13 protein-coding genes are annotated in these 14,468 nt (G+C 64.1%); 7 read left to right on the top strand and 6 right to left on the bottom strand.

The genetic code is table 11. The features are described from left to right. Nucleotides 1-212 precede the first annotated feature (212 nt). The gene (locus ACODR8_RS13615) at nt 213-1,217 is read right to left on the bottom strand and encodes a class 1 fructose-bisphosphatase (protein WP_489007745.1); all 1,005 of its coding nucleotides are present in this window, start codon (nt 1,215-1,217) and stop codon (nt 213-215) included. 217 nt (nt 1,218-1,434) lie between these two features. On the opposite strand from ACODR8_RS13615, the gene ACODR8_RS13610 reads away from it, so the two are divergent. Beyond that, nucleotides 1,435-2,220 carry a TerC family protein gene (locus ACODR8_RS13610; RefSeq protein WP_489007744.1) on the top strand — a complete coding sequence of 262 codons (786 nt, stop codon included), beginning with the start codon at nt 1,435-1,437 and terminating at the stop codon, nt 2,218-2,220. 80 nt (nt 2,221-2,300) lie between these two features. On the opposite strand, the gene ACODR8_RS13605 is transcribed toward ACODR8_RS13610, so the two are convergent. The 3 genes from ACODR8_RS13605 to rnd all read right to left on the bottom strand — a co-directional run bounded on the left by ACODR8_RS13605 (nt 2,301) and on the right by rnd (nt 4,353). Then, complete coding sequence (locus ACODR8_RS13605; protein WP_489007743.1) at nt 2,301-2,690, bottom strand: nuclear transport factor 2 family protein; 390 nt, start codon at nt 2,688-2,690, stop codon at nt 2,301-2,303. Between the two features lie 100 nt (nt 2,691-2,790). Beyond that, entirely contained in the window at nt 2,791-3,072 is a 282-nt protein-coding gene (locus ACODR8_RS13600; protein ID WP_489007742.1) for an I78 family peptidase inhibitor, read from the bottom strand. A 114-nt stretch (nt 3,073-3,186) separates the two neighbouring features. Continuing rightward, nucleotides 3,187-4,353, bottom strand: a complete 1,167-nt coding sequence (rnd, locus tag ACODR8_RS13595) for a ribonuclease D (RefSeq protein ID WP_294137900.1) — start codon at nt 4,351-4,353, stop codon at nt 3,187-3,189. A 125-nt stretch (nt 4,354-4,478) separates the two neighbouring features. On the opposite strand from rnd, the gene aspS reads away from it, so the two are divergent. From aspS to ACODR8_RS13570, 5 genes are all read left to right on the top strand, one after another. Next, the gene (gene aspS / locus ACODR8_RS13590) at nt 4,479-6,263 is read left to right on the top strand and encodes an aspartate--tRNA ligase (RefSeq protein WP_489007741.1); all 1,785 of its coding nucleotides are present in this window, start codon (nt 4,479-4,481) and stop codon (nt 6,261-6,263) included. A gap of 112 nt (nt 6,264-6,375) precedes the next feature. After that, on the top strand, nt 6,376-7,167 hold the full coding sequence (locus ACODR8_RS13585) for a polyphosphate kinase 2 family protein (protein WP_489007740.1): 792 nt from the start codon (nt 6,376-6,378) through the stop codon (nt 7,165-7,167). Between the two features lie 84 nt (nt 7,168-7,251). Next, nucleotides 7,252-8,565, top strand: a complete 1,314-nt coding sequence (locus ACODR8_RS13580) for a methyl-accepting chemotaxis protein (protein ID WP_489007739.1) — start codon at nt 7,252-7,254, stop codon at nt 8,563-8,565. Between the two features lie 74 nt (nt 8,566-8,639). Next, on the top strand, nt 8,640-8,825 hold the full coding sequence (locus ACODR8_RS13575; protein WP_006957563.1) for a hypothetical protein: 186 nt from the start codon (nt 8,640-8,642) through the stop codon (nt 8,823-8,825). Nucleotides 8,826-8,901: 76 nt separating this feature from the next. Then, nucleotides 8,902-10,506 carry a GMC family oxidoreductase gene (locus ACODR8_RS13570; RefSeq protein ID WP_489007738.1) on the top strand — a complete coding sequence of 535 codons (1,605 nt, stop codon included), beginning with the start codon at nt 8,902-8,904 and terminating at the stop codon, nt 10,504-10,506. Between the two features lie 102 nt (nt 10,507-10,608). Here ACODR8_RS13570 and greB read toward each other — a convergent pair whose 3' ends face one another. Together greB and ACODR8_RS13560 are read right to left on the bottom strand one after the other, a co-directional pair. Beyond that, a complete protein-coding gene (gene greB, locus ACODR8_RS13565) occupies nt 10,609-11,094 on the bottom strand; it encodes a transcription elongation factor GreB (RefSeq protein WP_489007737.1) in 486 nt (161 codons plus the stop codon). A 163-nt stretch (nt 11,095-11,257) separates the two neighbouring features. Further along, nucleotides 11,258-13,345, bottom strand: coding sequence for a lytic transglycosylase domain-containing protein (locus ACODR8_RS13560; protein ID WP_489007736.1), 2,088 nt, complete (start codon nt 13,343-13,345; stop codon nt 11,258-11,260). A gap of 99 nt (nt 13,346-13,444) precedes the next feature. Here ACODR8_RS13560 and dapA point away from each other — a divergent pair, with 99 nt between their 5' ends. Further along, nucleotides 13,445-14,323 carry a 4-hydroxy-tetrahydrodipicolinate synthase gene (dapA, locus tag ACODR8_RS13555; RefSeq protein ID WP_489007735.1) on the top strand — a complete coding sequence of 293 codons (879 nt, stop codon included), beginning with the start codon at nt 13,445-13,447 and terminating at the stop codon, nt 14,321-14,323. The last annotated feature ends 145 nt before the right edge of the window (nt 14,324-14,468 follow it).

The following is a 14,468-nucleotide window of genomic DNA, read 5'->3' as shown; positions in this document are numbered from 1 at the left end:
CGTCATGCTGAATTTATTTCAGCATCCATTTCTCGTCATGAACAGCCGCTTGAGCTGGAGAAATGGACCCTGAAACAAGTTCAGGGTGACGGTGAATGAGGGAGCGGGTTCATATGCGATAACCCTTCCTTAAACGGGAGGATGTTCCCGTGACGTGCAGATTTAAACGCTTCTGACTAAGGCTTTCGCCGAACAGGAATGCCGCCAGGCGGCTACTCCCGTCCATAGGCGGTGACCATTGCCACTTCCGCCTTGTCGCCCAGCACCACGCCGACGCGCTGGTGCAGGCTGGTGGCGTCCACGTCCATGATCGGTATGAAGCCGTCGGTGGCCGCGCCGCCCGCCTGCTCGATCAGATAGCTCATCGGATTGGCTTCATACATCAGGCGCAGCCGCGCCTTGCCTGGCGTGCGATGGTCGGCGGGATACATGAAAATGCCCCCGCGCTTGAGGATGCGGTGGACGTCCGCGACCATGGAGGCGGTCCAGCGCATGTTGTAATCCACCCCGCACGGCCCTTCGGCCCCCATCACGCGCTCCTCGATATAGCGCGCAACGCCCGGCGACCATTGGCGGCGGTTGGACATGTTGATGGCAAATTCGCACTTGCCCTGCGGCATCTTCATGTCGCGATCGGTCATGACCCAGCTGCCGACTTCGCGGTCCAGCGTGAATTCATGCACGCCGGTGCCAACGCTCAGCACCAGCAGCGTCTGCGGCCCGTAAATGGCATAGCCCGCTGCGACCTGCGCCCGGCCGTTCTGGAGGAAATCCTCCTCCGTCACTTCGCGTCCGGCACATTCGTCGGGCGCTTTCAGCACGGAGAAGATGGTGCCGACCGACAGGTCGACGTCGATATTGCTGGACCCGTCGATCGGATCGAACAGCAGCAGATATTCGCCCTTGGGATAGCGGTTGGGGATGCGGTGGATCGTCTCCATCTCCTCGGACGCCATGGCGGCCAGATGCCCGCCCCATTCATTGGCGTCGAGCAGCAGTTCATTGGCGATCACGTCCAGCTTCTTCTGCACCTCGCCCTGCACATTTTCGCTGTCCAGACTGCCTAGCACTTCACCCAGCGCTCCCTTGCTGACCGAATGGCTGATCGTCTTGCACGCGCGCGCCACGGTTTCGATCAGCAGGCGCAATTCAGCGGGCAGCGCATTGGCCAGCCGCTGCTGTTCGATCAGGAAACGGGTGAGGGTGGTTCTGGCCATGGGCTGCCTTTCGCTTGGGACTGGAGCGCCGCAGCCATCGCCGCAGCATGAAAAGGAGAACGCGCCTTCGCTAAGCGACTGGACCCGCCGCGTCCAGTCGATTGGGCGACAGTTTTGCCGATGATAGCGCGCCCATGTGACAAAGTGTGTCAGCGGGAACCGGCGGACCTTCCTGTCGTTGCGATGGCGTGCCGAAAACCCGGACAGAAGGATCACCATGGACAGCCTGCTTACCGCCTTTACCGATCCCACCGCATTGGCCGCGCTCGTCGCGCTGGTGGTGATGGAAGTGGTGCTGGGCATCGACAATCTGGTGTTCATTTCGATCCTGACCAACAAGCTGCCCGAACATCAACGGCAAAGGGCACGCCGCATCGGCATAGGTCTGGCGCTCGGTATGCGCCTCGTCCTGCTGTCGATGATCGCCTGGATCGTCGGCCTGACTGCGCCAGTGTTTGATCTGGGGTTCAGCGGCCCGCCCAACCAATATGGCGCGCCGACGTTCGAGACGGAATTTTCCTGGCGCGACCTGATCCTCATCGCGGGCGGCCTGTTCCTGATCTGGAAGGCGACCAAGGAAATCCACCACAGCGTCGATCCGGCGGGCGGTGACGATGTGCTGGACAAGAAAAGCGTGGCCACGATCACCTTCGGCAGCGCGATCGTGCAGATCATCCTGCTCGACATGATCTTCTCGCTCGATTCGATCCTGACCGCCGTCGGCATGACCGACAATCTGGCGGTGATGGTCATCGCCGTGCTGGTCGCGGTGGGCGCGATGGTGCTGGCGGCCGACCCGCTCGCCAATTTCATCGCCCGCAACCCCACCGTGGTGATGCTGGCGCTCGGCTTCCTGCTGATGATCGGCGCGGTGCTGATCGCCGACGGGTTCGGGGTGCATGTGCCAAAGGGCTATATCTATGCGGCGATGGCTTTCTCCACGCTGGTGGAGTGCCTCAACATCTTTGCCCGCCGGGCGCAGGCGCGAAAGTCTGCGCAATAAGGGGATGGGGCGCTCTTGAGCCGCGCTGTTCCCCGTCCTGCAAGTAGGCGGGGAACAGAAGGGCAGATGCACTATCCTGGTCAGGCCAGCGTCAGGAAAATCTCCGCCTCGATCATCCACGCGCCACCCGTCTCGCGCCACTTCGCACTATAGGTGCCGGAAGCCAGCATCGCGCCGCTGCCCGTCGCCACGCCCTGCCAATGGCCCTGTTCCATCGCGATCGGCTCCACCGGAGAGACAAGGATCGTGTCGGGCGTGCGGGTGTAGATCAGCCGCTCTTTGGCCGCGAATTCGCTTTTCCAGGCGATCAGTTGCGCCTTGCGTCCGGTGATAAGGGCGCTGTCGGTGCCGGCGACCAGCACGGCATTGGGGGCAAGCAGCGGACCGATCGCGCTGAGGTTCGCATCGGCCAGCGCGCGGTTGAAGGTCGCGCGCGTCATGCGGATGGCAAGGTCGGCGGTCGCGGTCATGGCAAGGCTTTCGATGTCATCACATTGTGTTCCCGCGCAGGCGGGAGCCCAGTTCGGAGCGTGGGACTGGGTTCCCGCCTGCGCGGGAACACCCTCAGGTTCAGCCGCAGCGCGCCGATGTGATGACCATCGCCTCGTCATAGCTGACGGTCAGCCGGTCGGGGCGGAAGTCCATCGTCATCGCCATGCCGGGGCCGCCCCAGCGCAGCGTCCTGGCGCCCGATGCGGTCAGCAGCGCCGCGCCGGTTTCCGCGCTCGCCTTCTGCCCGACGAAGCGGGCGAGGGCATCGTGGCTGCACTGGCCAATGGCGACCGGGGGCGGAGTGGTGGTGGCGCAGGCGGTGAGCGCAAGCACGCCGATCAGGGACAGGATGCGGTACATGGGACTTCTCTCCGAACATATAAAAACCCGTTCGCCCTGAGCTTGTCGAAGGGCTGTTCTTCTTGACGTAAAGAGCAGGGCTTCGACAGGCTCAGCCCGAACGGCTGTGGGGGATCACTCCGTCCGCGTCATCTTCAGCCGCCCACCCTTGACCGCGAAGGCCAGCCGCCCCTCGACCAGATCGACCGCATCACGACCATATTGTTCGTAGCGCCAGCCTTCCAGAATCGAGAGGTCGCTGCGCACCCCCGCCGCCAATGCTTCGATATCGTCGCTGCGCGCCAGCAACCGCGACGCGACGTTGATGTCGCGCGACCGGATCTTGAGCAGCAGCTTCAGCAGGTCCGCGACCAGCGCGCCATCCTTGCCCAGACCCGGACGGCGCGGCTCGCGGTCGGGCATTTCGTCCTTGGCCAGCGGCTGCTGCTTGCCCAGCGCCGCCATCAGCCGCGCGCCGATATCATTGGTGCGCCAGGTCGCGGACAGGCCGCGCACCTTGCCCAGATCCTCTTGGCTACGCGGCGGATGGCTGGCGATGTCGGCCAGCGTCTCATCCTTGACGATGCGGCCGCGCGGCAGATTCTTCTCCTGCGCCTCAATCTCGCGCCACGCCGCCAGCGCTTTCAGGCGACCCAGCACGTCGGCCTTCTTGCTGGCGATGCGGACCCGCTTCCACGCATCTTCGGGCAGCGTTTCATAATGGCTGGGATCGCTGATCCGCTCCATTTCCTGGTCCAGCCAGTCGCCGCGCCCGGTCTTGCGCAATTCTTCCAACATCTTGGGGAAAATCTGGATGAGGTAGGTGACGTCGCCAATCGCATAGTCGATCTGGCGCTTGTCGAGCGGGCGGCGCGCCCAGTCGGTAAAGCGCGCGCCCTTGTCCAGCTGCACGCCCAGCCATGCCTCGACCAGATTGCCATAGCCAATCTGCTCGCCAAGGCCCAACGCCATCGCCGCGATCTGCGTATCGAACATTGGGTGCGGGGTCTTGCCGGTCAGATTGTGGACAATCTCGATGTCCTGCCCGCCGGCATGAAAGATTTTCAGCACATCCTCATTATCGACCATCAGGTCGAGCAGAGGCTTCAGGTCGATACCCGGTGCCTTTGGGTCGATGGCGGCGGCTTCGTCCGCGTCGGCCACCTGGATCAGGCAGAGTTCGGGCCAATAGCTGTTTTCGCGCATGAATTCCGTGTCGATGGCGACGTAGGGGGATTTGGCGATGCGGGCGCAAAAATCGGAAAGTGTCTTGCTGTCGGTAATCAGCGGATGGATTTGCATATGGTCATCGATCTTATTATGGGCAGGCCCGCTCCCTGGCGGGCTGGTCGTAGTGACCTTATGCCCATAGCCTGCCGTCAGGGCTTTGTCATTTCCGTAAAACGAAGCTGAAAGACCAAAACGCCATGCACGCCTATCGCACCCATACTTGCGGCGCCCTTCGTGAAGCTGATGTCGCCGCGACCGTGCGCCTGTCCGGCTGGGTGCATCGCAAGCGCGACCATGGCGGGGTGCTGTTCGTCGATCTGCGGGACCATTATGGCATTACCCAGGTGGTGGCGAAGGCGGACAGCGAGGCGCTGCGCGTGCTGGAGGGGCTGCGGCTCGAATCGGTGGTGACGATCGACGGCGCGGTCGTGGCGCGCGGTCCCGAAGCGACCAATCCCAAGATGGAAACCGGCACGATCGAGGTCGTCGCCGACGCCGTCACCGTGCTGTCGACCGCCGCCGAACTGCCGCTGCCGGTTGCTGGGGAGCAGGATTATCCCGAAGATATCCGCCTGCGTTACCGCTTCCTCGACCTGCGGCGCGAGACGCTGCACGCCAATATCGTCAAGCGCACCAAGATCATCTCCGACATGCGCCGCCGCATGGAAGGCGCAGGCTTTACCGAATATTCGACGCCGATCCTGACCGCGTCCAGCCCGGAAGGCGCGCGCGACTTTCTGGTCCCCAGCCGCATCCATCCGGGCAAATTCTACGCCCTGCCGCAGGCACCGCAGCAATATAAGCAGCTTCTGATGGTCGCGGGTTTCGACCGCTATTTCCAGATCGCCCCCTGCTTCCGCGATGAGGATCCACGCGCCGATCGGCTGCCGGGCGAATTCTACCAGCTCGATCTGGAAATGAGCTTCGTCACCCAGGAAGAAGTCTGGGACACCATGGAGCCGGTGATCGCCCAGGTGTTCGAACAGTTTGCCGACGGCAAGCCGGTGACGCCCGCAGGCAGCTTCCCGCGCATCCGGCACGCCGAGGCGCTGCTGAAATATGGCAGCGACAAGCCGGACCTGCGCAACCCGATCATCATTCAGGACGTGACCGACCATTTTGTGGGGTCCGGTTTCGGCATCTTCGCCAGCCTGGTCGAAAGCGGCAGCGTGATCCGCGCCATCCCGGCGCCGGGCGCTGGCGCTGGCAGCCGCAAATTCTTCGACGAGATGAACAATTGGGCACGGGGCGAGGGCTATTCGGGCCTTGGCTATATCAACATCAAGGATGGCGTTCCCGGCGGTCCGATCGCCAAGAACCATGGCGAGGAAGCGACCGCCAAGCTGGTCGCGGCGCTGGGCCTGGGCGCCAATGACGGCGTATTCTTCGCCGCTGGCAAGGAATCGCAGGCTGCCAAGCTGGCTGGCCTCGCCCGCACCCGCGTGGCCGAGACGCTGGACCTCATCGACAAGGACCGGTTCGACCTGTGCTGGATCGTCGACTTCCCCTTTTACGAGTATGATGAGGACACAAAGTCGGTCGATTTCGCGCACAACCCCTTCTCCATGCCGCAGGGTGGCCTTGACGCGCTAAACAACCAGGACCCGCTGACCATCAACGCCTTCCAATATGACATGGTCTGCAACGGCTTCGAGATCGCGTCGGGTTCGATCCGCAACCAGTCGCCAGAGTTGATGGTCAAGGCGTTCGAGCTGGTCGGCCTGTCGCAGCAGGATGTCGAGGATCGCTTCGGCGGCCTCTATCGCGCGTTCCAATATGGCGCGCCGCCCCATGGCGGTATGGCCGCTGGCGTCGACCGCATCGTGATGCTGCTGTGCGGCGCGCAGAACCTGCGCGAAATCACGCTGTTCCCGATGAACCAGAAGGCGGAGGACCTACTGATGGGCGCGCCCAGCGCCGCCGAATTCAAGCAGCTGCGCGAACTGCATGTCCGCGTGGTGGAGCCACAGGCCAAGGGGTGAGTTTTCCTTTTTCGTCATGCTGAACTTGCTTCAGCATCCAGGGTGTCGGACACAGTCTCTGTCGCCCTGGATGCCGGATCTGGTCCGGCATGACGATTGAGGATTGCTGCCCATGACCATCGACCTTGCGACCCACGAATCCGCGCCGAAATATGACGGCGATTATGACGCCACGCTGGCCGCGCTCCAGCAGCGCCTCGCCAAGATTCAGGTCGCGCATATCCTGCACAAGCGCCGCAGCGTCATCTTGCTGGAGGGCTGGGACGCGGCGGGGAAGGGCGGCATCATCAAGCGTATGTCCGCCGACTGGGATCCGCGCTACTATCAGGTTCATCCCATCGCCGCCCCCAATGAGGTGGAGCGGGATCATCATTTCCTCTGGCGCTTCTGGACCCGCCTGCCCGCTAGCGGCAATATCGCGATCTTCGACCGTAGCTGGTATGGCCGGGTGCTGGTCGAGCGGGTCGAGGGCTTTGCCAAAAAGGCCGACTGGAAACGCGGCTATGACGAGATCAATGCCTTTGAAAAGCAGCAGATCGACGCGGGCATGAACATCGTCAAACTCTTCGTCCACATCACCCAGGAAACGCAGGACAAACAACTGGCCGAGCGGCTTGATGTGCCGTGGAAGCGCTGGAAAACCGGCGCGGACGATTATCGCAATCGGGCCAAGCGCGCGGACTATCTGGACGCGATGCACGCCATGTTCAAAAAGACCGACACGAAACATGCGCCCTGGCACGTCATCGACAATAATCACCGCAAGGGCGGCCGCATCGCCGCGCTCACCTATGTGGCGGAGCGGCTGGAGGCGCTGGTGCCGATGGATTTCCCGGTCGCTGATCCAACGGTCGTGAAACTGGCGAAACAGGCCTTTGGCTACCGACCCGGCGAGTCCGAATAAAATACAGCAAAAACAGATACTTGTAACAAAAGTGTCATGAAATTCTAACGGCTCGTTTACCATTGGGCGGCTAAGGCTCTGGCCATGTTTCACGCCCCCTTGCCCCCACCTGATGCACCCGGTCTGGCCGAGCTGCCATTGGCGCAGGACAAGCCGATGATCCGGCTGGGGCGTCCGCTCAGTGAGGCGGTGGATTGTTTCCAGCAGGATTCCGCCCTGCGCCTGCTGCCGGTGCTGGACGCACGCAACAGGCCGGTCGGCGCAATTTATGAGCGCGACATGCGCCGCATCCTGTTCAATCCCTTCGGCCATGCCCTGCTGCGCAACCCGAGTTTCGGCGGGCGGCTGGATGATCATGTTCGCCCTTGCGCTCATGTGGACCGGCGCGCGAGCGTGGACAGGCTGGTCGATCTCTATGCCGCGCAGGGGACCGCGTGCGAGGGGCTGATCGTGACCGATGATGGCCGCTATGCCGGGGTATTGGACGGCACCCTGCTGCTGCGACTGACCGCGCAGCGCGACACGCGGGTGGCGCTGGCGCGGTCGGAACGGATCGAACAGATCCGGCGGGAAAGCGCCAGCTTTCAGGGCGATGTCGCCCTGCTGATCGCGGACATGGTGGCGATGGCCGACCAGTTGTCGGCGCTCGCGACACAGGCGGCCGAGCGCGCGGCGGGCGATGGCGCGGACAGCACGGCGATGGCGGTGGCCGCTGCGCAGACGGCCGATCGTCTGGCGGGCATCGCAGCGGGCGGGGTCGAACTGGGCCAGATATTCCAGGCGATGGAGAGCGAGGCGCGCGACGCAGGCGCGGCAATGCGCGATGCCGCCGCGCGCAGCCGCGCAGGCATGGCGCAGGGTGAGGCGCTGCGAACCGAGACAGAGAATATTGGCGAGGTCGTCGCCCTGATCGACAGCATTGCGGGCGCAACGGCGATGCTGGCGCTCAACGCCAGCATCGAGGCGGCGCGCGCGGGCGAGGCGGGGCAGGGCTTTGCCGTCGTCGCGCGCGAGGTAAAGTCGCTGGCGCAACAGACGCGCGATGCCGCCGCGGGCATTGCCGGGCGGATCGCGCATGTCCGCGCGACCGTGGCCGATGTGGCGGCGGGGCATATGCATATGGACGCGGCCATGACCCGTGCCGACCGACTGTCCGCCGCCCTGTTCGACGCGGTTGCCCGGCAGGCGGCCTTCAGCCGCGCCATTGCCGACAGCGTGGCGGAGGCAGGGTCCTCCAGCGATCATATCCGTACCGGGGCGCAGGCGATCAGCGGAAATGCGGATGCGACCGTGCTGGGCGCGCGGGCCATGCAATCGGTCGCGCAGAGGCTGGCCGGGGAAGCCCATCGGCTGGAGGCGCGCGCGGGCGGTTTCATCATGGCGATCCGCGCAACCTGACGATCGGCAGAAATCCCTCTGGCATCGCGCGCAAATGGCGATAGGCTGTGCATCCATAAAAAGGAGAGGAAGCCATGCTCGTCATGTTCGTGGGCACTGACCGCACCGAAACCGCCGTCAACGCGTCGCAAGTCACCTTCGTCTCGTCGGTCAATGACGGCACCCGCATCCGCTTTGGCGAAGGCCGCAGCGTGACAGTGACCGAACCGATCGCCGAAGTGCTGGACAGCCTCAACCGGTCGCTGCGCCCGCACGATTAGCGGGCGACATATCGCCCGCCCGGTTTGCGGCGGGCGACCTTTTCGCGCCATGGTCGCTGGCGGAGAGGGAGATGCGATGCCCCGCGATTTCGGTGCCTATGACTATATCATCCTGGGCGCGGGCAGCGCGGGGTGCGTGCTGGCCAACCGGCTGAGCGCCAACCCGTCGACCCGCGTCCTGCTGCTGGAGGCGGGCGGCAAGGATGACTGGCTGTGGATCAGGGTGCCGGTCGGCTATCTCTATTGCATCGGCAATCCGCGCACCGACTGGTGCCTCAAGACCGAAAATGAGGCGGGGCTGGGTGGCCGGTCGATCGGCTATCCGCGTGGCCGGGTGCTGGGCGGCTCCTCATCGATCAACGGCATGATCTATATGCGCGGTCAGGCGCGCGACTATGATGGCTGGCGGCAGGCGGGCAATATCGGCTGGGGCTGGGACGATGTGCTGCCCTATTTCAAGCGCGCGCAGGATCATTTCGGCGGGCCAAGCGACGCGCATGGCGCAGGCGGTGAGATACGGGTCGAACGGCAAAGGCTGCGCTGGGACTTGCTGGAAAAATTCCGCGAAGCCGCGCGGCAATATGGCGTGCCGCATAGCGACGATTTCAACGGCGGCGATAATCTGGGGTCGGGCTATTTCGAGGTGACGCAGCGGCGCGGGCGGCGCTGGAGCGCGGCGGATGCTTTCCTGCGCCCGGCAATGCAGCGACCCAATCTGCGCGTCGTCACCGGGGCGAGCATTGACCGGGTGATGATCGAGCAACGGCGCGCAACCGGCGTGCGGTTCCTGCTGGACGGTGGAGTGTGCGAGGCGCGGGCCGAGGGCGAAATATTGCTCAGTTCAGGCGCGATCGGATCGCCCGCCATCCTCCAGCGGTCGGGCATTGGCGACGGCAGCAAACTCGCCGCGCTGGGCATCGATAGCGTCCACCATCTGCCCGGCGTGGGCGAGAATTTGCAGGACCATCTCCAGATACGCTGCGCCTGGGCTGTCACCGGCGCGGTGACGCTCAATGCGCGGGCGTCGTCATTGCTGGGCAAGGCATGGATGGGGATGGAATATCTCGCCCGCCGATCCGGCCCGATGGCGATGGCGCCAAGCCAGCTGGGGCTGTTCGTGAAATCCAGCCCGCGCTTTGAAACGGCCAACCTGCAATATCATGTCCAGCCGCTCAGCCTGGCCGCGTTCGGCGGCGCGCTCGATCCCTTTCCCGCCTTCACCGCCAGCGTCTGCAATTTACGACCGCAAAGCCGGGGGAGCGTGTGGGTGGGGTCAGCAGACCCGATGGCCGCGCCCGCGATCCGGCCCAATTATCTCTCGGCAGCCGAGGACCAACAGGTCGCGGTGGAGGCGGTGTGGGTAACGCGCGCCATCGTGGGCCAGGCGGCGCTGGCCCCCTACGCCCCGCGCGAATTCCGCCCCGGCCCGGATCGGCAGGATGACGCGGCGATACTGGAAGGCGTCGGCGCAATCGCCAGCAGCATCTTCCATCCCGTCGGCACCGCCGCGATGGGCGCCGGATCGCGCGCTGTCGTGGACGCGCAGTTGCGGGTGCATGGCATTGACGGCCTGCGCGTGGTCGATGCGTCGGTGATGCCCACGATCACGTCCGGCAACACCAACGCGCCGGTGATGATGATCGCGGAAAAGGCAGCGGCGATGGTGCTGGGGCGAGGCTGATATATCACCGTCATGCCAGCGAATGCTGGCATCTCTCTTTTCTTTGCGAGTGTTGCGTCAGAAGAAGAGAGATCCCAGCCTTCGCTGGGATGACGGACACTCTCACCCCGGATATGTAATCCCCATCACCTCATACTCCTTCTCGCCCGACGGCAGCATCACACGGCGCAGATCGCCCACCGCCGCGCCACGCAGCGCGCGGGCGATGGGGGAGGACCAGCCGATCCGGCCTGCTTCGATATCGGTTTCGTCATTGCCGACCAGCGTGACGGTGCGATGATTGTCATCCTCGTCGGCGATCGTGACGGTCGCACCGAAATAGACGCGGGCTTTGTCCGGCTGAGCGCGGGCATCGACCACCTTGGCGTCCTTCATCTTCTTCGACAGGCGCTTCAACTGGAAGTCGATCTCCCGCATCCGCTTGCGGCCATAAAGATAGTCGCCATTTTCCGACCGGTCGCCATTGCCCGCCGCCCAGCTCACCACCTCGACGATCGCGGGCCGCTCGACACCCAGCAGATGGTCATATTCCGCGCGCAGCTTCGCAAAGCCTTCGGGCGAGATATAATTGGGATAGGGGATGGTCATGCTATCCCCTTATCCTGTGCTTTATGGGTCAGGCAATTTTGTTCGCGCAGAGACGCAAAGAGCGCAGAGATTTTTGATGACCTCCGGTCGTCTTGCGTGACCCGCCGCGCAGCGGCTCTCCAAACCCTCGGCGGCCTCTGCGCCTCTGCGCGAACATATTGGATTACCCCGGCGTCTGTTTCCCCAGATAGCGGCTCAGCACCGCGCTGGTCCCGCGAAATTTCGCGCGTTCCGGGTTCATCGCTTCATAGACGACGGCATTTTCCAGCACCCGCTGCACATAGTTGCGGGTCTCGAAAATCGGGATCTGTTCGATCCAGCGGAGCATGTCGGCCCCTGGCAGGCGCGGGTCGCCATTGGCGGCGATCCATTTGTTCACATTGCCCGGCCCGGCATTATAGGCCGCCACCGCCAGCGGATAGCTGCCGCCATAATAATCGAGCATCCGCTGAAAATAGCCCGAGCCCAGCATGATATTGTAACTGGGTTCATTGAGCGAGGCGGGATTGTAGCTGAGGCCCAGCTTGCCCGCCTGTTCGCGCGCGGTGCCGGGCATCAGCTGCATCAGGCCGCGTGCGCCTGCATGGCTGACGATCTGTTTGTCGAACTGGCTTTCCTGCCGGGCGATCGCGTGGACCATGGTCCAATTATATTGCGCGGTGGGCGGCACGGGAACGCGCGGGAAGGCGCTGGTGCCATAGCCGGTCAGTCCGCTGGACACGGCGCGCCGACCGACCATCACGCTCATGTCGGTGCGGCCGATCCGTTCGGCCAGTTCCGCGGCGAGATAATGGTCGGTGTCGCTGTCGGCTCCATTGGCAATCGCGCGGGCGAATTTGCCCTGATCCTCCCAATAACCCATCTGCCCCAGCGCCTTGACCGCGCGGACGACCGACCGCTGCTCGAACGCGGCCCGCTCGGCGGCGGAAATCGGCACCGGGCGCTCGACGGTGGCGGGCGGCGGGATCGCGCGACCCAGCCGTTCGAGCGCCAACTGGCCGTAAAACTGGTCGGGATAGACCCCGGCCTGCGCAAAATAGCTGTTGGCCGTCGCCGCATCGCCCGACTGGAGCGCCGCGCGACCGGCCCAATAATAGCCCTTCGACTTGGTCTGGGGCGATTTCGCCGCATCGGCATAGCGGCGGAACATCGTCACCGCGTCGGTCGGACGATTGAGGTTGTAGAAGGCCGTGGACCCGGCCAGCCAGGCGAGGCTCGTATAATCATCGCGCACGCCGATCGGCTGATCGGACAGGTCGATGCCCGGCGGTACGGCGTCGTCAATCTTGCTGGAAATGCCGTAGGCAAAGCTCCACTGGCTGTCATTGGCGGCAGCGCGCGCCTGCCCCAGCAGCACCTCGTAGAATTTCTCCGCGTTGGCGGGGCGGTAGGTGAGCGGAGTGCGATTCGCCAGATATTGGCGCGCCGCGACCCAGTTGCCGCTGTCGCGCAGCCACAGCGCCTTGTCGGCGACGAAGCCACCATCATTCGCGCCCACCGCTTCGGCGGCCTGCATCAGCATCGCGGCGTCGGGTGCCTTGCGGCGGAAGGCGATGCGCGCCTGATAGACGGCGCGCCTGCCGGGCGAGACATAAGCCAGCATCCGCGCCGCGCCGGTCGTATCATTGCCCCACAGCAGCATGTCGGCGCGCTGGTCATGATCGGCGGGCGTCAGGCTGGAGCTGAACAGGGACAGCAACCGCGCTTCGTCCGCGACGCTGAGCGATCCACCGATCCAGGCCTTGCGCGCGGCGACTCGCGCCTCGTCCATCCGGCCCATCTGCACCAACGCCGTGGCGTTGCGGGCATGGCCGGTCGCGGTGCGCGGCGGGAAGCGGGCGAAGAAGGCGCTGACCTGCCGCGGATCATAGCTGTCGGGATTGATCCCGGTTTCCGCCAGCCGCCGCATCCGGTCCTCGCCCGGCCAGCCGGGATTGGCGGTGATGAAATTGGCGTAAGTGGCAAAACCCAGCCCATCGCTCTGCTGGAGCGTGCGCCACTGGCTGATGGTCGCGCCGATCGCCGAATCGCTGGCCATGCCCACGCGGCTGGCGACCTGATTCCACTGGTCAGACGGCGCACCCTGTCCCGGCAATGGCTGGACCACCGCACCGGGCGGATAGGCAGGCGCGGCCGCAGGAGCCTGCCCTTCGGTCTGGGCGCTCGCGCCAGCGGTGAACAGCAAAAGGGCAATAAGAGGCATACGGATCCAATAACTTTCGACAATGCGGGGCGTCGCCATGCTGGACATTATCGCAAATGCATCCTTATCAGCGCCTGAATGACGCGCTATAGCGCGCCGCTTGACCGATCATGCCCCGGCCGGCCGGAGAATTGAAGGAGTTTAATCATGTTTTCCGGCTCGATTCCGGCTCTGGTGACCCCGTTTCGCGACGGATCGGTGGATGAGGCGGCGTTTCGCGCGCTGGTCGACTGGCAAATCGCCGAAGGATCGAGCGCGCTCGTCCCCTGCGGCACCACCGGCGAAAGCGCGACCATGACGGTCGAGGAGCATAATCGCGTCATCGCCATCTGTGTCGATCAGGCCGCCGGGCGCGTGCCGGTGATTGCGGGCTGCGGCTCCAACGACACCCGAATCGCGCTGGAACATATGTATGCTGCGCAAGGGGCGGGGGCGGACGCCGCGCTGGTGGTTGCGCCTTATTATAACAAGCCCAATCAGGACGGCGTCTATCAGCATTTCGCCTATCTGGCCGAACGCTGCGACCTGCCGATCATCCTCTATAACGTCCCCAGCCGTACCATCACCGATATCGGCGTGCCGGTGATCCACCGCCTGTCCGAAGAATATCAGACGATCGTGGGGATCAAGGACGCCACCGGAAATCTGGGGCGCGTCACCGCACAGCGTCTCGCCTGCCGCCCGGATTTCTGCCAGCTGTCGGGCAATGACGAAACCGCGCTGGGATTCAACGCCATGGGCGGCAAGGGGTGCATCTCCGTCACCGCCAATGTCGCGCCGCGCCTGGTCGCCGATTTCCAGACGGCCTGCGCGCGCCACGATTGGGATGGTGCCTTGGCGTTGCAGGATCGTCTCTATCCCTTGCATGATGCCCTGTTCAGCGATTCTTCACCCGGCCCGGTTAAATATGCGCTCACGCGCGTGCGGCCCGACATGCCCGGTGACGTCCGCCTGCCGATCACCTGGCCGTCGGAATCCAGCCGGGCCGCGGTCGATCGCGCGCTGGAAATTGCGGGGCTGGTTTGAGGATTTGGTTATTGCCTGTGCATACCCCATCTTCCGTTCGTCCTGAGTAGGCATTGAGCTTGTCGAAATGCCGTATCGAAGGACTGAGTGGCGTGCCAATGCTTCGATACGGCATTTCGACTTCGCTCAGCCCCTACTCAGCACG

The organism is Sphingobium sp. FG58, from assembly GCF_057809055.1.
The sequence above is the reverse complement of the archived record's forward strand: the minus strand, read 5'-3'. Positions and strand labels throughout refer to the sequence as shown.